The 20,987-nt window shown below is 61.6% G+C and carries 16 protein-coding genes; 5 read left to right on the plus strand and 11 right to left on the minus strand.

Annotated features, from left to right (window positions below):
• Positions 1–21: 21 nt before the first annotated feature.
• Positions 22–1,137, minus strand: a complete 1,116-nt coding sequence (locus ABD059_RS14205) for a glycosyltransferase (RefSeq protein WP_343881172.1) — start codon at positions 1,135–1,137, stop codon at positions 22–24.
• 124 nt (positions 1,138–1,261) lie between these two features.
• On the opposite strand from ABD059_RS14205, the gene ABD059_RS14210 reads away from it, so the two are divergent.
• Together ABD059_RS14210 and ABD059_RS14215 are read left to right on the plus strand one after the other, a co-directional pair.
• Positions 1,262–2,419, plus strand: a complete 1,158-nt coding sequence (locus tag ABD059_RS14210; protein WP_343881174.1) for a glycosyltransferase — start codon at positions 1,262–1,264, stop codon at positions 2,417–2,419.
• A gap of 79 nt (positions 2,420–2,498) precedes the next feature.
• Positions 2,499–4,478 carry a DUF6541 family protein gene (locus tag ABD059_RS14215; protein WP_343881176.1) on the plus strand — a complete coding sequence of 660 codons (1,980 nt, stop codon included), beginning with the start codon at positions 2,499–2,501 and terminating at the stop codon, positions 4,476–4,478.
• 22 nt (positions 4,479–4,500) lie between these two features.
• Here the strand turns inward: ABD059_RS14215 and ABD059_RS14220 are convergent, their stop codons facing one another.
• Genes ABD059_RS14220 through glf form a run of 4 tightly spaced genes read right to left on the minus strand, consistent with a single transcriptional unit; the run spans position 4,501 to position 9,316 of the window.
• Complete coding sequence (locus ABD059_RS14220; RefSeq protein ID WP_343881178.1) at positions 4,501–5,235, minus strand: ABC transporter ATP-binding protein; 735 nt, start codon at positions 5,233–5,235, stop codon at positions 4,501–4,503.
• 2 nt (positions 5,236–5,237) lie between these two features.
• Positions 5,238–6,128, minus strand: coding sequence for an ABC transporter permease (locus tag ABD059_RS14225; RefSeq protein WP_343881180.1), 891 nt, complete (start codon positions 6,126–6,128; stop codon positions 5,238–5,240).
• Between the two features lie 3 nt (positions 6,129–6,131).
• Positions 6,132–8,132, minus strand: a complete 2,001-nt coding sequence (locus tag ABD059_RS14230) for a glycosyltransferase (RefSeq protein ID WP_343881182.1) — start codon at positions 8,130–8,132, stop codon at positions 6,132–6,134.
• Complete coding sequence (gene glf, locus ABD059_RS14235; protein WP_343881184.1) at positions 8,129–9,316, minus strand: UDP-galactopyranose mutase; 1,188 nt, start codon at positions 9,314–9,316, stop codon at positions 8,129–8,131. Before glf ends, ABD059_RS14230 begins: the two co-directional genes overlap by 4 nt.
• Positions 9,317–9,436: 120 nt before the next feature.
• Here glf and wecB point away from each other — a divergent pair, with 120 nt between their 5' ends.
• Complete coding sequence (wecB, locus tag ABD059_RS14240; protein ID WP_343881186.1) at positions 9,437–10,492, plus strand: non-hydrolyzing UDP-N-acetylglucosamine 2-epimerase; 1,056 nt, start codon at positions 9,437–9,439, stop codon at positions 10,490–10,492.
• Here wecB and ABD059_RS14245 read toward each other — a convergent pair.
• From ABD059_RS14245 to ABD059_RS14265, 5 genes are read right to left on the minus strand one after another with little or no spacing between them, the layout of a single operon-like run.
• The gene (locus ABD059_RS14245) at positions 10,485–11,627 is read right to left on the minus strand and encodes a glycosyltransferase family 4 protein (protein WP_343881188.1); all 1,143 of its coding nucleotides are present in this window, start codon (positions 11,625–11,627) and stop codon (positions 10,485–10,487) included. The two genes, wecB and ABD059_RS14245, sit on opposite strands and share 8 nt — an antisense overlap.
• Positions 11,624–12,616, minus strand: a complete 993-nt coding sequence (locus tag ABD059_RS14250; protein ID WP_343881191.1) for a Gfo/Idh/MocA family oxidoreductase — start codon at positions 12,614–12,616, stop codon at positions 11,624–11,626. Before ABD059_RS14250 ends, ABD059_RS14245 begins: the two co-directional genes overlap by 4 nt.
• Positions 12,617–12,618: 2 nt before the next feature.
• Positions 12,619–13,719, minus strand: a complete 1,101-nt coding sequence (locus tag ABD059_RS14255) for a DegT/DnrJ/EryC1/StrS family aminotransferase (RefSeq protein ID WP_343881193.1) — start codon at positions 13,717–13,719, stop codon at positions 12,619–12,621.
• Positions 13,716–14,351 carry an acyltransferase gene (locus ABD059_RS14260; protein WP_343881196.1) on the minus strand — a complete coding sequence of 212 codons (636 nt, stop codon included), beginning with the start codon at positions 14,349–14,351 and terminating at the stop codon, positions 13,716–13,718. The genes ABD059_RS14255 and ABD059_RS14260 overlap by 4 nt, the downstream gene beginning before the upstream one ends.
• A gap of 40 nt (positions 14,352–14,391) precedes the next feature.
• Positions 14,392–15,681, minus strand: a complete 1,290-nt coding sequence (locus ABD059_RS14265; protein WP_343881198.1) for a nucleotide sugar dehydrogenase — start codon at positions 15,679–15,681, stop codon at positions 14,392–14,394.
• Between the two features lie 192 nt (positions 15,682–15,873).
• On the opposite strand from ABD059_RS14265, the gene ABD059_RS14270 reads away from it, so the two are divergent.
• A complete protein-coding gene (locus ABD059_RS14270; RefSeq protein WP_343881200.1) occupies positions 15,874–19,848 on the plus strand; it encodes a type VII secretion EssC family protein in 3,975 nt (1,324 codons plus the stop codon).
• Here the strand turns inward: ABD059_RS14270 and ABD059_RS14275 are convergent.
• Positions 19,845–20,285 (minus strand): hypothetical protein, encoded by a 441-nt coding sequence (locus ABD059_RS14275; protein ID WP_343881202.1) that lies wholly within the window; start codon positions 20,283–20,285, stop codon positions 19,845–19,847. The genes ABD059_RS14270 and ABD059_RS14275 overlap by 4 nt on opposite strands.
• Before the next feature lie 423 nt (positions 20,286–20,708).
• Here ABD059_RS14275 and ABD059_RS14280 point away from each other — a divergent pair, with 423 nt between their 5' ends.
• Positions 20,709–20,957, plus strand: coding sequence for a WhiB family transcriptional regulator (locus ABD059_RS14280; protein ID WP_019483052.1), 249 nt, complete (start codon positions 20,709–20,711; stop codon positions 20,955–20,957).
• Positions 20,958–20,987 lie beyond the last annotated feature (30 nt).

A 20,987-nucleotide genomic window follows, 5' to 3' on the forward strand; every position in this document is an offset into this window, starting at 1 on the left:
AGTATCCCATATCGCACACGATCACCGTGCCACATCAGTGTAATGGTCGGCCAACTCGGTGCTACTGCGCTGCAGGCTGCGATGCTCGACAACGAAATCCCTCGCCCGGCGATTCATCGAATCCTTGTCCCCCACCGGCATCGTCAACAGCTCTGATAAGGCCGAGGTCAACTCGTTGACGTGCCCTTCGGATATCAACTGGCCGGTCTCGTCGCTCACCATTTCAGAGATCCCTCCGCTGTCATAGGCGACGACAGGAGTGGCGCAGGCCTGGGCCTCAAGTAGGACGAGCCCGGCCGCTTCCCGGGTACCTGCAACCTGTTGACTCGGCGCCACCAGACAGTGCGCCAGCTGCATTTCACGGCGAACTCCCGCTCGACCCAGGGGGCTAAGAAACGTCACATGGGGCGAGTTGTCGGCGAGGGCGCGGAGTTCGGATTCCAACGGCCCTTGACCGACCAATCGCACCTGGTGTTCTTGGGTTTTGATGAGTTCCAGGGACGCCTTGAGCAGATCGCGCGCGCCCTTCTGCTCGTTCAGCGCCCCGACAAAGAGTAGAACAGGAGCTTCCCGATCTCTGTCGTCGCGCGCCTGCGGGACGAAATAGTCGGTGTCGATTCCCTGGTAGTGCACAACGATCTTTGATGCGTCCATCCCCGCCGAGACCGCCCTGTCCGCGAGGTACCCGCTGACCGCCAGGAGGCGGGAACTTGTCTGGTTGGCGGAGCGCACGTTGAGATGATGCCACCGCTGTTGCGCGGTTGCCGCCGGCTTGCTGAACACCATGACATCAGCGCCATGCAAAGTCGTCAGGAGGGGGGTGCCAGCACCGCGCGATGCACGAACCGCAGGGAGGGACCAGGTAGCGAAGTGCTGGTGAATGACATCCGGGTGATAGTTCCGGATTGCCCTGGTCATCAGGGGCATGAACGCCGGCATGATCAGTTCCCTTGGACGGAATCCCAATTGTGGAAAGGGCACGGCCTGGCGGATCATCTGACGCACTGAAGGATCCCTCACGTCAGCCACCAGGGTGAAGGCCTCGAAGTCGAATCTCTCACTAAGCAGCTCTGCGTGGGCCGTAGCAAAGTAGGTGGGAGGAATCCGCAAGGTGCTCTTGGTGATCGCAATTCTCACGGGGACTCCTCCTACGCTCACGGGTCCGATACCCGCCAATCGATGTCATCGGCGACCACTGTCACATCGCCGAATCGCTGTGAGGCCAGTTAGGCTGGTTCGATGACCACAGCAGTAGGCGGGCATGTCTAAATCCATGCAACCACAGATACTCTGCATTTCCTTCTCCGACATTGATTCGGATTCGCGGGTGCTGCGGCAGCTAAGGCTGCTACGGGAGGCAGGTGAGGTCACAACCGTCGGTTATGGCTCCGCTCCAGCTGGAGTCAAGGAACACCTGGAAATCGATTCCTCCCGCCCCTCGCTGCCACAGACCGTACCGGGGGTTCTCAAACTTGCGCTCCGTTTGCATAAAGCTGTCGAGTTACGCTCACCGGCCGAGCAGGATGCCCTGAAGCTCTTGGCCGGGCGGCAGTTTGATCTGATCGTTGCCAACGAGGCGCGCGCGCTCCCGTTGGCTCATGCAGTCGCGGCAGGAGCACCCGTGTGGGGCGACATGCATGAGTGGGCGCCCGAGGAGCGCACCCAGGTGCTCTCCTGGCGGGTCCTTGTCGCTCCCTATATGACTCATGTCTGCCGCCAGTATCTTCCAACTGTCAGCGCCGTGACGACCGTCAACCACTCGATCGCTGACCTCTATAAGGATCGGTTCGGAGTGCCCGTTGACGTAGTACGCAACTCCCTGCCCTTCACCCAGCTCGAGCCGTCACCCATGGAACCCGGCACCATCCGGTTGGTACACAGCGGCGGCGCTGTCCCCGGACGCAACCTGGAGAGCCTGATCAGCGCCGTCGCTCAACTCGATGACCGGTTCACTCTCGACTTTTACCTCGTGGAAGCGCGCGACGGCGGCAAGTACCTCCGCGCGCTGAAAAGCCTGGCTGGCGGTGACAGCAGGATCCGATTCCATCCTCCGGTGAAGCCCGAAGAACTGGCCCGCACCCTCAATGCCTACGACGTCGGCGTCTACCAGCTGCCCCCAGCCACCACCAACCAGCGTCTCGCTTTGCCCAACAAATTCTTCGACTTTGTCCAGGCACGCCTGGCCCTGGTTTTCGGTCCGTCCATCGAGATTTCCCAGCTGATCCGGGGACACGACCTCGGTTGGGTGACTGATGATTTCGATACCGAATCCCTGGTCAAAACTCTGAGAGAGCTCACTCCCGAGGACGTGCAGCGGTATAAACGCAACGCTCACGCCGCGGCGGCAATGCTTAGCTCTACCGAGGACGAAAAAACTTCCCGAACCATTATTGATCGCCTGCTGACAGCCACTAGCTAGTCCGCCGGTGGACTCGGACTCTCTCAGCCTTCTGAAGTATGGTGGCTACTGTTCCAAAATCGATGACCCAGGAGAATAAATGACGTGGTGGCAAGCTGCTCCCACAATCCTCAGTGCCCTGGCACTGATGTTTATCCCCGGTTACCTTATTGCCCGCTCCTGCGGCAGTAGGGGAATCACCGCAGGGGCACTGGCGTCCCCACTCACCATCAGCGTCATCGCACTGGGAGCAATCGCAGCGGACCTCGCCGGAGTGACGTGGAGTCTCTGGGTGTTGATCGCGCCCGTCCTCCTTCTCAGCGTGGGCGGAATATCCATCCGCCTCCTGTGGCGCCGCACTCATCCGACGACTCATTCCTCCCGCTCTGGAGCGCAGCACTCGGTCCAGCGATCCATCGCATTTGGCTCGGCACTTGCCCTCGCGGCCGTATTGATCGGGTGGCGGTTGATCGAAATCATCGCAGCTCCGGACAATGTCTCGCAGACGTACGACGCCGGATTCCACCTCAACGCACTGCAGTTCATCAGCGACACCGGCTCGGCTTCGTCCCTCACCTTGGGTGGTCTGACAACCAACGGCGCTGACCCTTATTTTTACCCGGCCGCCTGGCACGGCTTCGTCTCGCTGCTCATCCAACTGACGCAGGCGAGCATACCGGTGGCTGTGACAGCCTCGACCCTGGTGATATCGGCAGTGGTCTGGCCGCTGGGCTGCATGTTTCTGTGTACCCGGATCACCGGCAACCGTCCCATCCCGCTGCTGGTGACCGGTGCGCTCTCTGCAGCGTTCGGAGCATTCCCCTATCTGATGCTCGATTTTGGCGTTCTCTACCCGAATCTGCTGTCGATAGCGCTGCTCCCGACCTCGATTGGTCTCGCAGCCATGGTCCTGCGCTTGAGCGCCGACAACCATGAAAAATGGGCCGTGAGCCTGCTGGGGTTCTTCGGCACACTTCCTGGGCTCGCCTTGGCGCACCCGAGCACTTTGATGGCGCTTCTCGCCCTCATGCTGCCGATGGGCGCCGTCGCCCTGGTCCGGCATTGGCGGCACCTCCACCACACCCAGTCGAAGGCGTGGAGGTATCTCCCCTCGGTTGCCTCACTGATCGTTTACGCCGTGGCCGTGTATTTGTTATGGCTGCGACTTCGGCCCGGGGAGGCTGCCTCCGATTGGAAGCCATTCCAGACCCCGGCGCAGGCGTTCGGCGAGGTGCTCGCCTCCGCTCCTCAAGGTCGACCCATCGCCCTCATGCTGACCATCCTCGTCCTGGCTGGGATTCTCCATGTCCTCCAACGGAAGGGTGGCTGGTGGGGACTGTGCCTATTCATCGTGACCGGCTACCTGTTCGTGGTGGCGACAGCCTTCCCCCAGGACGACTACCGGGCGCTGCTGACGGGTGTCTGGTACAACGACAGCTTCCGCCTTGCGGCTCTGCTCCCGGTGACCACGATCGTTATTGCTGTGATCGGTGGGTCTTGGCTTGTCACAGCTTTCGTGGCGCGGATTCAGGCCTCGGCAGCGGGCGCCCACCGATCCGGCTACCGAGCGTCACTGCCAGCGGTTGTTGCGTTAGTGATCGCCATAGCTGTCATCACGGTCGGCTCGCAGGGCAAGCAGATGCGGGAAACAGTCACCACGGCTCAGGAGAGCTACGAGCTCACCGAAGATTCCGATTTCCTGTCCATCGATGAACGAACACTCATCGAGCGGTTGCCGGGCCAGCTACCCGACGACGCGGTCATCGCCGGCAATCCTTGGACGGGCACCGTCTACGCGTACGCACTGGCGGGCATACCAACGCTGACACCTCACGTTGGCTCGACCGGAGGCGACGAGAATTTGAAAATCCTGACCCGTCTTGACCAGGCTGGCTTCGACCCGGAAATCTGCCAGCTGGTCGAAACATTGAACAGCTACTACGTGCTCGATTTTGCGGGGCCGGAATTACACCTGGGCGACCACAACTACCCCGGTGTCGAGGACCTGGCAACCAAACCTGGTTTCCAGCTACTGGATTCTGAGGGCGATGCCACCCTCTACGAAGTAACCGCCTGTTAGGCCCTGGCTCCCCCGGTAGCCGCTAAATCGAGCCACCGCGTAGGTGGGCAACGGCGTCGTGGACTTCACCGTCGAAGACAATCTTCCCGTGTTCAAGGATGACTCCCCGCTCGCAGACCTGGGCAACGAGGTCCAGGTCATGACTGACGACGACCAGTGTCTTCCCTGCGGCAGCCAGTTCCATGATCTTGGCGATGCACTTCCGCTGGAACGGCTCGTCACCGACCGCGAGGATCTCATCAACGAGAAACACTTCAGGGTTGGTGTGGACGGCCACGGAGAAGGCAAGCCGCAAATACATGCCGGAGGAGTAAAACTTCACCTCCGTATCGATGAACTGACCGATTTCCGAGAACTCCACAATCGATTCAAAGAGGTCATCGATCTGTTGCTCCGTCATGCCCAGGATTGCGCCGTTCAGATAGACGTTGTCCCGGCCGCTCAGGTCCGGGTGGAAACCTGCCCCGACCTCGATCAGCCCGGCAACTCTCCCCCTGGTCCGCACGGTGCCGTCATCCGGCAGCATGACGCCCGAGATGTGCTTGAGCAGGGTCGATTTGCCTGAGCCGTTAAGCCCCAACAGAGCCACCGACTCGCCCTGGCGAACCTCTAGCGAAACGTTGTCGAGGGCATGAAACTTCTGGGACAGGTCGCCCTTCCGTCCTTTGACGAGCCAGACGAACGCTTCCTTGATGGAACGGGTGTGACGCAACACGAACTGTTTGGATATGCCATGTACTTCAATTGCAGTTGTCATTGTCACAGCTCCTGGGCGAAGCGGCCCTCGAGCCGCCGGAAGGTCCATTGGCCCAGAATGGTCACGAGAAGGGCCGTCGCCAGTCCAATCGGGAGCCACATGTCGAGCAGGTTCGGTGGCGCAGCGATCAACGGATCGGTGATCTCCGATGTGGTGGGAAGCCAGAAGGCAAAGTGAAACAGTTCAACTGCAATAGTCAACGGATTAGCCTGATAGATCACTAGCAGCACCGACGCCGTTCCCGCCGAGAATGCCGTTGCCAAGCCATCCCGCACCATGGTCCAGGTGTACAGCACCGGGGAAGCCCAGGTCGCGATCATCAGGAGCATATCGACGAAGTTCTCACTGTCCCTGAAATACACATTGGCGGCGCCGAAGAACAATCCCAGACCGGTGGCCAGCAACGCGACAATAGCGAAACCCACCACCGCAGCAAAAAGCTGGAAGAAGCCGGGTGTCCAGCCAGCGAACAGGCAGGCAACCAGCAGCACCAGCAGTTGTGGAAGGAAGTGCACCGCCGACACCCACACCGACGCCACCGGGAACAGTTCTCGGGGAAGATAGATCTTTTTGATCAACCCACCATTGCCCACCACCGAGCGTGAGGCGTTACCCAGCGCCTCATTGAAGAAGTTGATCAGCACAATGCCAGAGAACAGGTAAATGGCATAGTTCTCGGTGTTGCGGTTCATCCCCAGGAAAACCCCAAGCGCAAACCAGAACACCAGGAACTGCACTCCTGGCTTGACGTACGACCAGAGGATCCCCAGTACCGAGCCACGGTATCTGACCTTCAATTCCTTCGCGACCAGAAGCTTCAAAAGGAAGCGGGACCGTAGGACGTCGCGGAGACCAGCACCCAGACCGGGTGTGGTGAGTTCGCTGGTACTCAACCGCTATCCGCTCTTCTCGGAGTTTTCTTCGAAGGTCTTTTTCCAGGACTCGAAGGAGGTGATCTCTTCGGCAGCCGCCTTGTATCTGGCGCTCAACTGGGGCCAGTTCCGAAGGATTTCAGCGTTCAGCCGACCCGCTTCAGTGAGCATGGCACGCAGCTTTTTGGGATCCCTCTGGTACCAAGACGCTCCACTGCCTTCGGCGTTGGAGACAACTGCGCTGTCGTACTGCGACATCCGCCACCACTTGTTGTCCTGGTGCGCCACAAAGGCTTGCGGCCGTTCCCGGCTCGAGTCCTGCACCGGCTTGCTCAGCTGGCGTACGATCGTCTTTGCCGCCCACGGCACCAGCGTGGCATAGGAGGGAGCTTGGAAGCCCTGCCCCTGCCGCGGTGGTTTGTCCATCCGTGCCCCCGGGAAGGCATCAGGGTCAGTCTTGAACTGGGAATCAGGGAAGTCCTTGGACATTGCCCGGATGTCGGTGAGCTTGGTCGGGAGCACCTCATGGAGCTGCTCCGGACCCTTCAGGATGTCCTGGAGAGCCATGATCCTGCCCCGCGCCGTGTAGTACTGCATCGAAATCAGGTGCTTGATGTCCATGTACCCGGATTCACGAACCACACGTCCACCATGCTCGTAAGGGCTGTGGATCAGGGCGGCGATCATTCGGTTACGGGTGTGGAAGTAGGCCTGCCAGCCCACCAGGTCGTCCTTGTCGATCCAGGAGACGTGCCACACCGCCGAGCCTGGCATGGATACGGTCGGGTAGCCCGCGGCTTTGGCGCGCAGCCCGTATTCGGCGTCGTCCCACTTGATGAACACGGGTAGCGACAAGCCAATGTCGCGAATAACTGTTGTGGGGATCAGGCACATCCACCAGCCGTTGTAGTCCACATCGACCCGGCGGTGTAGCCAGGGCGTGTGGCGAAGGTTGGAGCGGACAAAGTCATGGCCCAGCACCTGACCGGCCACTGGCTGGTCCGGCTGGAAGCGCCACGGGTTCACTGTCTCACCAAAGGTGTGGAGAACGGTTCGGTTGTACAGGTCGAACATGTGCCCGCCGACGATGGTCGGAGTTTTGCAGTGATCCGCGAAGGTCAACAGCCTGGCGATGCTCTCTGGCTCGATCACAACGTCGTCGTCGAGCAGCAGAGCGTAGTCGCTGCCGTTCTCCACCGCCTCGTACATGCCGCGGGCAAAACCGCCTGAACCGCCCAGGTTGGCCTGGTTGATGATCCGCAGTTTCCCCTGGAGTGCTGCTTCCACTTCGGCGAAGCCGGGCTGGTCTGCGACCTTTTGGGTGCCCTGATCGACAACCAGGATTTCCTTCAGGGGTGTCAGCGCCTCGGGGTGGTCTGCCAGGATCGAGAGGTTGTTGAGGCAGAAATCAGGTTTGTTCAGGGTGGTGATCTCAAGGGTGATCGACCCCTGGGCCGCGACTGAATGCGGCGCCTGCCACTCGGCTTCGTCCAGGACCAAGCTGCCGGACCCGGCCACGAGGTCGAACCAGTACCAGCCACCGTCCCCGAACGGGGCAAGGGACAGATCGAAGGTCGTCACTGACGAGTCAGTGACCCGCTTGGTTTCCACGTGTTGCAGGGAACCACGCGCGTTGGATTTGTAGACGCTGATTCCGCCGTCGCCCGTGGTGGCAACACTGAGTCGTACCGACTGGATTGTGGTCCAGCGGCGCCAGTAGCTGGCAGGGAACGCGTTGAAGTAGGTGCCGAAGGAGACACGCTCGCCAGACCTCACCAAGGTTGAGCGGCGGGACTTGAAGTCCTCGGCATGAATTTCCTTCGCATCGCCGCTGCGCGCCGACCCGACACCCTGGGGGGAAACGCTGCCGTCCATGGTGTTCAGCTGCACACTGAGTGCACTTCCCGTGTCCATGTAGAGCGGCGCCGTGTCGAGGTCACTCTGATTGGGCAGGACGACGCGCTGGAGAGTCTGCCAGGCTGATCCGCTGCCACTATCGGTAGTCGTCGTGTTTGCGTCGCTCATGCGTCTACCCCTCCGCTTTCGAGCTTGGTGCCGCCGGTGAAGTGCGGCTTGAGTTTGTTGTCGTACATGGACAGCGCTGAGCCGATTGCCATGTGCATGTCAAGGTATTTGTAGGTACCCAGCCGGCCACCGAACAGCACCGATTTCTCACCTTTGGCGAGGTCGCGGTACGCGCTCAGCTTGGCACGGTCATCGCTGGTGTTCACCGGGTAGTACGGCTCGTCGTCTTTCTGCGCAAACCGGGAGAACTCGCGCATAATGACGGTTGCGTCCTTGGTGTAATCCCGTTCGGGGTGGAAATGACGGAACTCGTGGATCCGTGTGTAGGCCACATCCTCATCCGGGTAGTTCATCACTGAGCAGCCCTGGAAATCCTCCACTGGGAGAACCTCTTCTTCCAAGTCAATGGTTCGCCATGACAGGTCGCCTTCGGCGTAGTCGAAGTAACGGTCGACCGGTCCGGTATAGATCACGGGAACCTGGCCCAGAGTCGCTGCCCGGGAGAACTCGTGATTGTCATCGAAGAAGTCGGTGTTGAGCTGTACCTGGATGTTGGGGTGGTCTGCCATCCGTTCGATCCACGCCGTATACCCGTCTACGGGCAGACCCTCGTACTTGTCGTTGAAGTACCGGTTGTCGTACGTGTAGCGGACCGGGAGGCGGGAGATGATCTCCGCGGGTAGGTCCCGGGGATCGGTCTGCCACTGTTTGCCTGTGTAATGTTTGATGAACGCCTCGTAGAGCGGCCGACCAATGAGCTGGATCCCCTTGTCGTTGAGGTTCTGCGGGTCGGTCCCCGCCAGTTCCCCGGCCTGCTCCTGAATGAGCGCCCGCGCCTCGGCAGGCCCGTAGGAGGACCTGAAGAATTGGTTGATCGTGCCCAGGTTGATGGGCATGGGGTAGACCTCGCCCTGATGGCTTGAGTACACCTTGTGCACATAGTTGGTGAACTCGGTGAACCGGCTCACATACTCCCAGACCCGTTCGTTGGAGGTGTGGAACAGGTGCGCCCCGTACCGGTGGACCTCGATGCCGGTTTGCGCTTCCTTCTCGCTGTAGGCATTACCACCAATGTGGTGACGACGGTCAATGACCGCTACCTTCAGGCCGAGCTCGGTGGCCGCCCGTTCAGCAATGGTCAGGCCGAAAAAACCCGACCCTACGACAACGAGGTCAACGTTCACAAACACTCCTGAATTGTTGGGGGCAGCGCTGACTACTCAGCGCTCTGCCTGCACAAGATTACCGGAGAATCGTGTTGCGCCTTGTATTTGGGCCACTGGGCAACCGCTAAAGTGGAACCCATGCGTATCCTTAGCGTCGTTGGCGCACGCCCACAGTTCGTCAAGCTCGCCCCCATCGCCGCAGCAATGAAGGGCCAGGTTGAGCACATCATCGTTCATACTGGCCAGCACTACGACTCCCTGATGTCGGATGTGTTTTTTCAGGACCTAGCCATTCCCGCCCCGGACTACAACCTGGGTGTGGGATCGGGCAAGCATGGCAAGCAGACCGGGGCGATGCTCACCGGACTTGAGGAGATTTTCGAGCAGGAACGCCCTGACATGGTGCTCGTCTACGGAGACACCAACTCAACTCTCGCAGCAGCCCTCGCGGCTGTAAAACTCCACATTCCGGTGGCGCATCTCGAGGCGGGTCTCCGCTCGTTTAACCGCAGGATGCCTGAGGAGCACAACCGGGTACTGACTGACCACGCCTCCGACCTCCTGTTGGCACCCACGGAAACAGCGATGGCCCATCTTGCCACTGAGGGATTGGCGCCGAAGAGCGTGCTCGTTGGCGATGTGATGACCGATGTCCTGTTCAAGACCCGTGATTCACTGGTGTCGCAGAACGAGCCGCTACCGACCGGGATGGTCAGTGGCGGCTACTACGTGAGCACCATTCATCGACCGGACAATACAGACGATCTGGGCCGACTCCAGCAGATCGTCACTTCGCTGTCTGAACTCGACAAGCCGGTACTGCTGCTGGCTCACCCACGCCTGGTGGATCTCGCGGCACGCCATGGCATCGAGCTGGAAACCGGTTCCATCCGCGTGGGCCAGCCGTTGGCTTACCCCGGACTGATTAATGCCGTGATGAACAGTGCTGGCGTCATTACCGACTCGGGCGGCCTGCAAAAGGAAGCCTTCCTGCTGCGGGTGCCGTGCACCACTATCCGCCCAGAGACTGAGTGGGTGGAGACGGTCGAGCTGGGCTGGAACGTCCTGGTGTCCGAGGATCTGAGCGTCCTGGCAGAGACGGTGCAGCGCCCACAGCCATCCCCTACCGCTGCCGCGCCTTACGGCGAGGGCGACGCAGCCCTTGAGGTAGTGCGCGCCCTACTGGTCAGGTAACGGAGCGCAGGACCACTGCCGCTGCGCGTTGACCTGTCAGGCGCAGCGAGGCATGATCCTCGACCCACGCCGAGCGCGCTGCCCGTCCCTCATCGCTCTGACGAAGCATAAGGGTCATTTTCTCGGCGACTGCTTCAGCAGAGAACTCGACTGCGAGCCCGAGTCCATTGTCAGCGACCATGCGTGCGCAGTCACCCCCACCGGCGTAGATCACGGGAGTTCCGCAGGCTGCCGCCGCATAGATCTTGGTAGGTTTGGCGAAGTCATATCCCTGGTCCGGCACGATACTAACCACTGCGGCCGTCGCTCCTCGGATCCATCGCGCTGCTACCGCGGGCTGAACCACTCCACCGAAGGTAACCCTGCTGGGCGCCACGTCGTCCGCTAGCTGGCGCAGTTCGGTCTCTGCAGAGCCCTGACCAAAGAAATGGAGCTGAACTTCCGGAAATTCCTTGGCGACCAGCGCGATCGCCTCAATAAAGATGCCAGCGCCCTGCCACTCCGACATCGTTCCGGTGTAGACGAAGTATGGATAGTCAGCCGGGGCTGACTCACCGTCACGGGTGAATACTATCGTATCTACCCCGTTGTTGACCACTGTCAGACGCTGCGGATCCACATCGAAGGCAGCAATCTGGTCGGCTACTCCGTCGGAGATGGCGATCACGGTGCTGGCTTTCCGCAGGGCGTGCCCCTCCAGGAAGCGCATGCAACCAATCACCCACCGGGGCGCCTGGATGGCGACGAGGGCATCCGTCCAGACATCGGCCGCGTAATAAACATAAGGCCGACGGCGCAGGATCGAGCTAAGCGCTACCATCACTCCTGTGGTGGGAGGCGGCTCCGAGACGACGACGTCGGCCCTCGACAGCAGGAGCCTGAAGAACAGGGGAACGTCGAAGGACATGTATTGCACATAGCCCCTGACATTGCCGCCAGCGTCGCGTAGCACCGGCCACCGTGAGACGTCAGGACGCCGTGCGGTAGCGGGTGTCTCTTTAGGCGGCTGGGTCGTCAGCACCCGGACCGATGCTCCGGCCTCACGCAGACCGCTCACCAGTGCCTCAAGACGAAAGGCTGCGGCGCCTACCTCGGGGGGAAACAGGCGAGTGGCGACCAAAACCCTGAGCTTCACGCAGAGAGGCTTATCATCGACATTGTTGTGGCCGATTCGATGATCGCCTCTGCTACCCGGAGGGTGTTGAGTCCTTCGCGCATGGTGACGATGTTGTTGGAGGTGCCTAGCACGGCATCCCTGAAGGCCTCGTGTTCGGACCTGAGGGGTTCGCGTTTGGTCAGGGCAAGGCGGGTGATGTTGCCTTCGGAGACTCCCCTGAAGTTGGAGACGGCTTCCCACTCGGTGTTGATGGTGCCGTTTTCGAAGAACGTCAGGTCAGCGGTGAGGGTATCAGCGACGAACGCGCCCTTCTCCCCCGTCACCACGGTGAGGCGTTCTTTCATCGGGGAGAGCCAGTTCACCAGGTGAGAGGTGATCACGCCGTTCTCCAGCTGGCACGACGCGGTGACCATATCCTCGTGTGGGCGCCCGGACCGGGTGCTGGTCAGCGCGGAGACTGATGCAAAGGGTGATTGCGCGAGCCAAGCGGTCAGATCAATGTCGTGGGTGCCGAGGTCCTTCACGACGCCGACGTCGGCGATGCGGGACGGGAACGGGCCCTGACGGCGGGTGGCGATCTGGTAGACCTCCCCGAGGTCCCCGTTCTCAATCCTGGCCCGCAGTGACTGCAACGCAGGGTTGAACCGCTCGATGTGACCGACCGCTCCGACCAGGTTGCGCTCTTCAAAGGCGTCCACGAGGCGTTGCCCGCCGTCGATGGTCGAAGCGATGGGCTTCTCGACCATGGTGTGGATTCCTGCGGCCGCCAACGCCAGCCCGACTTCCTCATGGAGCCCGGTCGGGACAGCGCACACAGCCATGTCGATGCCCTGGTCGATGAGCTCCTCGACCGAACCGCAGACCGGCAGAGACCCGGCGACACCGTGCGGGTCGCCGAACGCGTCGGCGACAGCGATGAGTTCGAGGCCTTCAACTTCCCGGATCACCCGGGCGTGATGGCGTCCCATCATGCCGAGCCCGATCAAACCGACTTTCAGAGCGGCCATGCTCAGGCTCCTGCCGTGGTCAACGCGTTGACCGCTTCGACGATACGTTCCAGGTCTTCCTGGTCCAGCGACGGGTGCACCGGCAGGGAGAGCACTTCCTGGGCTGCGATCTCCGTGTTGGGCAGGTCCTCTTCTCGCATGAAGGACGGCAGACGGTGGTTCGGGATCGGGTAATACACTCCCGAACCAATCTGGTAGTCCTCCTTCAACGCTGAAGCAAGCTTGTCCCGGGCAGCAGCGCCACCATCGACCCGCACCGTGTACTGGTGGTAGACATGCTCTGCTCCGGCAGCCACGACAGGGGTGCCGACACCGGTGAGATTCGCATCCAGGAACGCAGCATTGGCTTTGCGCTGGGCCGTCCACCCCATCACCTTGGTCAACTGGACCCGCCCGATCGCAGCATGCAGGTTGGTCATCCGAGCGTTGAAGCCCACCAGCTCGTTCTCATACTGGCGTTCCATCCCCTGGTTGCGGAGCAACCTCAGGTTTCGTTCAACGGTCGCGTCGCCGGTGGAGACCATGCCGCCCTCACCCGAGGTCATGTTCTTCGTCGGATACAGCGAGAACATGGCGAAGTCCCCGAACGTGCCCACCTTCCGGCCGTCCAGGCCCGCACCGTGAGCCTGCGCCGCGTCTTCGAACAAACCAATCGAGTGCTTATCGGCCAGGGCCCGGAACGCAACGATGTTCGCGGGGTGCCCGTACAGGTGCACCGGCATGATGCCCTTGGTACGGTCGGTAATCAACGACTCCACGTGGGCAATGTCCAGGCAGTAATGATCCAGCTCAATATCAGCGAAGACCGGTGTCGCACCAGTCAGTGCCACCGAGTTGGCCGTCGCGGCGAACGTGAAGGACGGCACAATCACCTCATCCCCCGGGCCCACCCCCGCAGCCAACAATCCCAGGTGCAGCCCGGACGTCCCGGAATTCACTGCCACAGCCGCCCGACCATCCAACAGGACGTCGGAGAACTCGGTCTCGAAAGACGCCACCTCGGCGCCCTGCGCGAGCATCCCCGAAAGCAGTACCGCATCCACCGCTGCCCGCTCGTCGTCCCCAACAATCGGCTTCGCTGCCGGAATGAACCCTTTACTCATGCCTCTACCCCTACTGGTTTCAGTATTGAACTCGCTGTTAAATCCGCTGCTGTTGAACCCGCTGCGGGTGTCGTTTCCTCGTACTGTTCCCCGGTGGCCGGGCACACCCAGGTACCCGCCTCGTAGCGCAGCGGGTGGCCGGCCTTACCGACCCAACCGACCCGTTTCGCCGGCACCCCCACCATCAGGGCGTACGCCGGAACATCCTTGGTCACGACGGCGCCCGCCGCCACAGTGGCCCACTCACCGATCGTCACCGGTGCCACACAGACGGCCCGGGCACCAATCGACGCGCCGTCGCCGATGGTGACGCCGACCGGGGTCCAGTCGTGGGCGCTCTTGAGTTCACCATCCGGTGACACAGACCGCGGGTACGTGTCATTGGTCAACACCACCGCCGGGCCGATAAACACCCCACGACCCAACGACGCCGGCTCATAGACCAGCGCGTAGTTCTGGATTTTCGTATTGGCGCCAATCTGAACGCCGGTCCCGATATACGCCCCCCGGCCCACGATGCAGTTCTCGCCCAGGACCGCGTCCTCACGCACCTGAGCCAGATGCCACACCTTGGTCCCCTCACCCAAGGTGGCCTGGGCGGACACGTCAGCGCCGTCAGCTATGTAACTCATCGAGTCCTTCTTCCGTTGTGAAGCGCGTGCCGCAAAAAGATCAGGCCTTGCCGATGACCCGGTAAAGCACGCCGTCCCAGTGCTCAGCGGAACTCACCCGACGCCCATCGATGAACGCCTTCACCCCGGGAAGATCAGCCGGACCCAACGACGCATACGACTTGTGGTTGGCCTGCACCACGGCAGCATCGATCGGCTCACCCAGGTGGTACGCCTCGAAACCCAGACGCTGTAGTTCCTCATCCGTGTACATCGGATCATGCACCAACGCGGTAGCACCACGGGCCTTGAGCGCATCAACGGCAGCGAACACCCCGGAAAAGGCCGTCTCCTTCACCTCACCGCGATACGCGGCGCCAAGCACCACCACCCGTGCACCCTGCAAGTCGCCATACGCACCCTCAAGGAGCCCGATCGTGTAGTCCGGCATACCAGCGTTAGCCTCACGCGCGGCACGGACCACCGTCGCATCAGGGTCATTCCACAGGTACAACCGCGGATACACCGGAATGCAGTGACCGCCCACCGCGATACCCGGCTGATGGATGTGGCTATACGGCTGCGAGTTCGACGCATCGATCACCTGATAAATATCAATCCCGGTCGTCGCCGCGAACCGGGCAAACTGGTTAGCCAACCCAATATTCACATCCCGGTACGTCGTCTCAGCCAACTTCGACAGCTCCGACGCCTCAGCGGAACCCAAATCCCAGACACCATTGCCCCGGACCAGATTGGGGCGGTCATCGAAGTCCAGGACAGCCTCATAAAACTCAACAGCAGTCGCCGCGCCGGCCGGGGACAACCCACCCACCAGCTTCGGGTACTTCCTCAAATCTTCGAACACCCGGCCAGTCAGCACCCGCTCAGGGGAGAACACCAAATGGAAATCCTCACCCTCGACCAGACCTGAACCGGCCTCAAGCATCGGCTTCCACCGCGTCCGGGTCGTACCCACCGGAAGCGTCGTCTCAAATGACACCAACGTGCCAGGCGTCAAATGCTTCGCCAGCTCAGTCGTTGCCGCATCCATCCACCCGAAATCAGGCTTGGCATCCTCATCAACGAACAATGGAACCACCAACACCACAGCATCAGCGCCAGGCACCGCATCCGAGTAATCAGTGGTGGCCCGCAGCTTTCCCGCCGGAACCAGTTCCGTCAGCTTCTCCTGCAAATGGGCTTCACCCGGGAACGGCTCAACTGCCTGGTTCACCAACTCCACCACCTGTGCGTTCACATCCACGCCGACCACCTCGTGGCCCTTGGACGCGAACTGCACGGCGAGCGGAAGCCCGATTTTCCCAAGCGCAATAACAGCAATCTTCACGAAACAATGACCTTCTCTAGTGGCAGGTAACGAACATGTCCAGCCGGACCCAGTAGTCAAGCCTATAGGCACACAGGGAAAAATGCCTGATCTGAGCTTGTCCACTTTCCGCCTCGTCAGGCTGCCCGACCTGCCACCTGCCGATAGCGTCGGTGACAGAAAACGTCGGATCCCCGTCGAAGGTCTGCGCTCATGCTGCTTCACCTCACACTTGTTTGGGCACCCTGTCCTTCGGCGCCGCCACAGGGCGGGAGGGTTGAGCTGGTCGTTGACACCTCGTTGGTCAAGTCGGCCCTGGCGCTCAGAGATGCTTTGTGTGCTGACTACAACACGGGGGCATGCAGCGTCGCGGGTCAGCCTCTCGAGGAACTGATCCTCGGCATGGCGCCCTTGGTAAGTGGTGCAGTGCTGGTGGCAGGTGGTAGCGCCCCTTGCCCGGACCGGCCCCGGGGTGGACCGGCACCGTCACACCTGGTCTTTGTTGTTTGTTCCGGTCCGGATGCTGGCCAGCTGATCGGGCTCACCCGCGGTACCTACTCGGTCGGACGCAAGGGAACTGACATTGTCCTGGACGATCCTGAGGTATCGCGGGTCCACGCGCTGCTGACCGTCGAACTCAATCGTGTCCTGCTGCGGGACGTCTCCTCAGACAACGGGACCTGGGTTGATGATTCGCCGATAGATGAAGTGACCGTCTCGGTCACATCCAGGATCAGACTAGGGGGTAGCCGGTGCCGTCTCTCACTGGCCGATCAGCCCCCGCCGGGCGAACCGGTTCCCCAGCTTGCAGAGCCCCTTGAAGTAGCGCGCCCGCACTCGGTCACCGCAAATCCCGCGATGCTGGCTGCCGCCCTGCTGCCGCTCGCTCTGGGCGTAGGTCTAGCTGTGACCACCGGGATGTGGCTTTTTCTGGGCTTCAGCGTGCTGTCGGCCGGGGTCGGCTTGGCTCCACTGGTGGCCCGCCGCCGTGCACGCCGTATTTTCGCCGCCGCCCTGGCCCAGGCAGCCGAGGTAGACCGCGATCGACGACGGGCCGTGTCCGACGTCGGGTGGTTGGCTCTGCAGGCCATCGCGTCGCCCGAAACCGATCAGGAAGCACACCGTACGACGGACGGAGTCCCGGTCTATGTGCGGTTTGGGGAGGGGCTTCAGCAGGCGAATTTGGTGGTCAAGCCGGCAGGCTCAGTTTACGCCCCGCCATTGTTGACTGATGCTCCGGTCGTCGTTGAGCTAGCCTCCAGCGGAGCATCATGTCCTGTGCCCGAGATCAGTGTTTCCGGCTCCAGACACCACCTGCAGGGACTGGCTCGATCGCTGCTGCTTCAGCTCAGCCATTCGCCCGGAGCCGCGATCTGCGTCGGAACCTACGAGGAACTGCCAGTGGATGCTCGCTTTCTACCTGGCATCGTCCTGGCTGATACGGACACGGCACTGACCGAACTTTCCCGGGCCCGCGCCTCGGTCCCGGTGCTCCTGTTCGGCTCATGTGCACGATGGAATCCGCCGAGGGGACGGTTAGCGGCGGTTTTCAGGTTTGGGATCAGCCCTGGGCAGGAGCTGCCCTCAGGTCCGGACAGGTGTTCAATGCGGATCAAGCTTCGCGACGGTGAGGCGGACCTGCTGGCCGACGGGTATCAGAGCAGTTTCCGCCCTGACCTGGTGAGTAGTCGGTCGTTCGGCCGACTTACCCGCGCGCAGGCCAGCCGGGCGTTCACTGATGTCCGTGCGCCGGTGGCGAGTATTGGCCAGGATTTCCCCATCCCGTTTAGCCGGTCCAGCCTCGCCCGCCTTGCGCCAACCGCACCTGAGCAGGTGATCCACACCTGGGCCAGGCCCTCGCCAGGCCTGGCCGCGCCAATCGCCCCCAGCGCTGCGGGCGCCCTGAGTTTTGACCTGGTCGCGGACGGACCACACGTGCTCATCGCGGGGACTACTGGATCGGGTAAATCAGAGCTCCTCAGAACGCTGGTTCTTTCCATTGCGCTCCACCACAGTCCCAACGACGTGAACTTTCTCTTCATCGACTTCAAGGGTGGTGCTGCGTTACGGATTCTCTCCGACCTGCCGCATTCCGTCGGTCTGCTGACCGATCTGTCGGCGGCCGCGGTGGCGCGAGCGCTGAAGTCCTTGCTGGCGGAGATCAAGCGACGGGAGCAACTCTTCGCCCGCTATCTCGTCGGTGATATCCGCGAGTGGCCGGACGCCGACAGACCAGCGCTTCCCCGCCTGGTTCTGGTCATCGATGAGTTTCGCATGCTCGTGGACGAGGTTCCTGGTGCGATGGCGGATTTGATGCGCGTGGCCACGCTCGGGCGGTCCCTGGGCATTCACCTGGTCATGGCAACCCAACGCCCCCAGGGGGCCCTGTCCCCTGATATCAGGGCCAACGTGACCGCCACCATGGCGCTCCGGGTCGGATCAGCCCTTGAGTCTCACGACCTCATCGGATCCGCAGCGGCATCCGCTATCCCGGTGGATGCACCTGGGCGAGCCTTCCTGAAAAGGGGATCCGGGAACCCGATCGAATTTCAGACTGCCTCAACAGGGGCAGTCGAGATCGAGGGTGTGACCGGTTCTGGAGTTGTCGACCTCGCGAGTCACCTCCGTCAGCCAGAAGCCACCAGCCCAATCACGGTGCCGGGCGACCAGCGGACGGCGACTCCCCTGCCCAAAGCGCCTGACCTGGCGACACGGCTGGTGACTGTGCTGGCTACCGCCGCGGCGATGAACCCGGGCGCTCCGCTGCACTATCCGGTCTTGCCCGAGCTACCTGCGGTATTGCCACCATTTTCAGACCTGGCCAGCCCGCCAGACACTGTCCCCTTGGGGCTCCTTGACTTGCCGGAGCAGCAGTCCCAACGCCAACTCCAGTGGTCCCCTGGTGAGCACTCTCATCTCGCGCTGGTTGGCTGCCGGCCGGGTGGCACTTCCGATGCCCTGGTACACCTCGTCGACCAGCTGGTGCACCGACTACCGGACCATCACCTGTATCTTCTCGACGGCGACGGAAGCCTCAGGTGGGTGGCCACGGCCCCTCAAGTAGGCGCGTATGTCGGCTCGCCGGAGATCAAACGAGCTGCACGCGTCCTCAGACTGGTATCCGAGCAGGTCACTACCCGGCTTTCGCATTCGCTAGGGTCCGGCAACGGTGCTCTGCCCAGCCCTGGGCTAGTTGTGGTCATTTCCGGATGGGGCCGCTGGGCGGGAGCGCTCCGAAACAGTCGCTGGGCTTGGGGCGAAGGACTCTTGCAGGACATTGCCCGGGACGGCCCTGCCGCCGGTACCACCCTGGTGGCTGCCGGCGGACGTGAGCTGACAACTTCCCAGTTTTTTACTCTGATTCACAATCGATTGTATTTCCCGCTCGGCGCAGGCCGAGAGTCAATTCTGACGTGGCCAGCACATGTGCCAACGGAAGATCTCCCGGGCCGCTGTCTGGCTCAGGGGCCGATCGGGTCCACAGCGGGCGCTCTGGGACAGGTGGCCCTCGGACGAGCGACCGAATCCGCCCTCAACCTTGCCACCGGCCCTCGGCCGACGAACCAACCCTTCCGGGTGCTCCCTCTTCCCTCGGTGGTCCATGAATCCGCCGACCTGTTCAAAGCCCCGGTTGGTGGGCCCCTGCGCGTCCCAATCGGCGTCGGCGGCGACGAGCTGGGAGTGGTTTACCTCGAACCGACCAGGGGTTCGGTGTTCCTCGTCCTGGGCAGCGCAGGTTCAGGCCGCACCACCCTCCTGAACCGGATCGCGGCGTCGGTACCCACCGGAACGAAATGTCTGTGTCCGGGTTCGGAGACCGAACCGGACTCTTTCTGGAGGGACCTCGACCTGACCCCGCGCGGAGGTGTCGAGCCACCTGATGCGTTGCTCCTGATTGATGACGCCGATCGACTCGCACCCGAGACGCACCGCCATCTCGCTGCGCTGGCCACGGCGGGTTATCGGCTCATTCTTACGGCCCTGAACAACCCTGCGGTCACCAGAATCCCGTTGGCAGTCCAGGCACGATCAGCAAGGACAGGAATGGTGCTGTCCCCCCGGCAACCATCCGACGGGGACTTTTTCGGGGTACGACTGGACTGTGATGATCACCCCACCCCGGGGCGTGGGTTTCAACTGGGCAACGGTGACCCATGCGAGGTCCAGATTGCCCTCCCCCCTAATTAGAGAACCTTGGGGTTGTCGGCTGTACGCGTCGTGTGGGCGAGAACTGGCTTGGTGAACAGCAGCAGGACGACTGCCGCCGCAGGGAGTAATAGCGCAACGCCCACCATCACGACACCGGCTGACAGCGTGGGCACGGCGATCACGATCATAAAGAGTTGGAACACCAGGGCAGCGGATCTCGTCCAGCGGTACCCGCGGAGGAGGTGGTAACTAACGAACAGCAGCCAGATCGCGAGAACCACCAGGAATACCATCGTAAAGACCGCCCCGCCGAGCGACGTCGGCGTACTGGTAAGGAGGCCGTACAGGTACCATCCGGCGGCGGTGAACAGCCCGAGGGCCTCCAGCAACAAAATTGCGGCGATAAGTATCGCTCCGGCCGGACGGGCAGGGCTGGAGGGTGGTTCGGGTGTTGCCTCTCCAATTGCGCCCGCCATCAGCACGCCGCTCGAGGGAAAGTCGTTCGTTTTAGCTGCGCTTTCTGCATCAACGTATCCATATCATCTAGTCAATCGCCGGGAACGATTTCCGCACCCCAAATCCTGGGTCCAGCCGTCGAGGCTTGTGGTTTCTCAAGCCTAGTCATGATGATCCTGCCGAGCATCCGAGGTCTTGACACGAAGGCAGTCACCCGACATAGTCGAATGAAAGTCACGCATTGATTTTGTGCCAGCTGCTAATGGCTGTGACGTATAACTCACCAGATTGCACAATTTACGGCTTGTTTCCTCTTGTTTGAGTCGATTTAACGTGACAGCCTTGAGGAAGAAGCAACCGGGGGCCGTACTGGCCCCTTTACTATGTGGCCGTTCGTGAATGTTTTCACAAGCACGGATCGCCGAAGGAGAAAGTGATCGTACATGGATTGGCGTAGCCGCGCTGCATGTCTGGATAAGGACCCGGAGCTGTTTTTCCCGGTCGGAAATACTGGGCCTGCCCTTCTTCAGATCGAAGAAGCCAAGAGCGTTTGCCGTCGTTGTCAGGTGGTTGACACCTGCCTTCAGTGGGCCATCGAATCAGGACAGGATGCTGGAGTCTGGGGTGGACTGAGTGAAGATGAGCGCCGCGCTCTCAAACGTCGTGCCGCTCGGGCCCGACGCGCGTCCTAACATCCCCAGCGGTCACGAACGCTGACCGGA

This window comes from Arthrobacter flavus (assembly GCF_039526005.1).
In the GTDB taxonomy this organism is placed as follows: Bacteria; Actinomycetota; Actinomycetes; order Actinomycetales; family Micrococcaceae; genus Arthrobacter_D; species Arthrobacter_D flavus.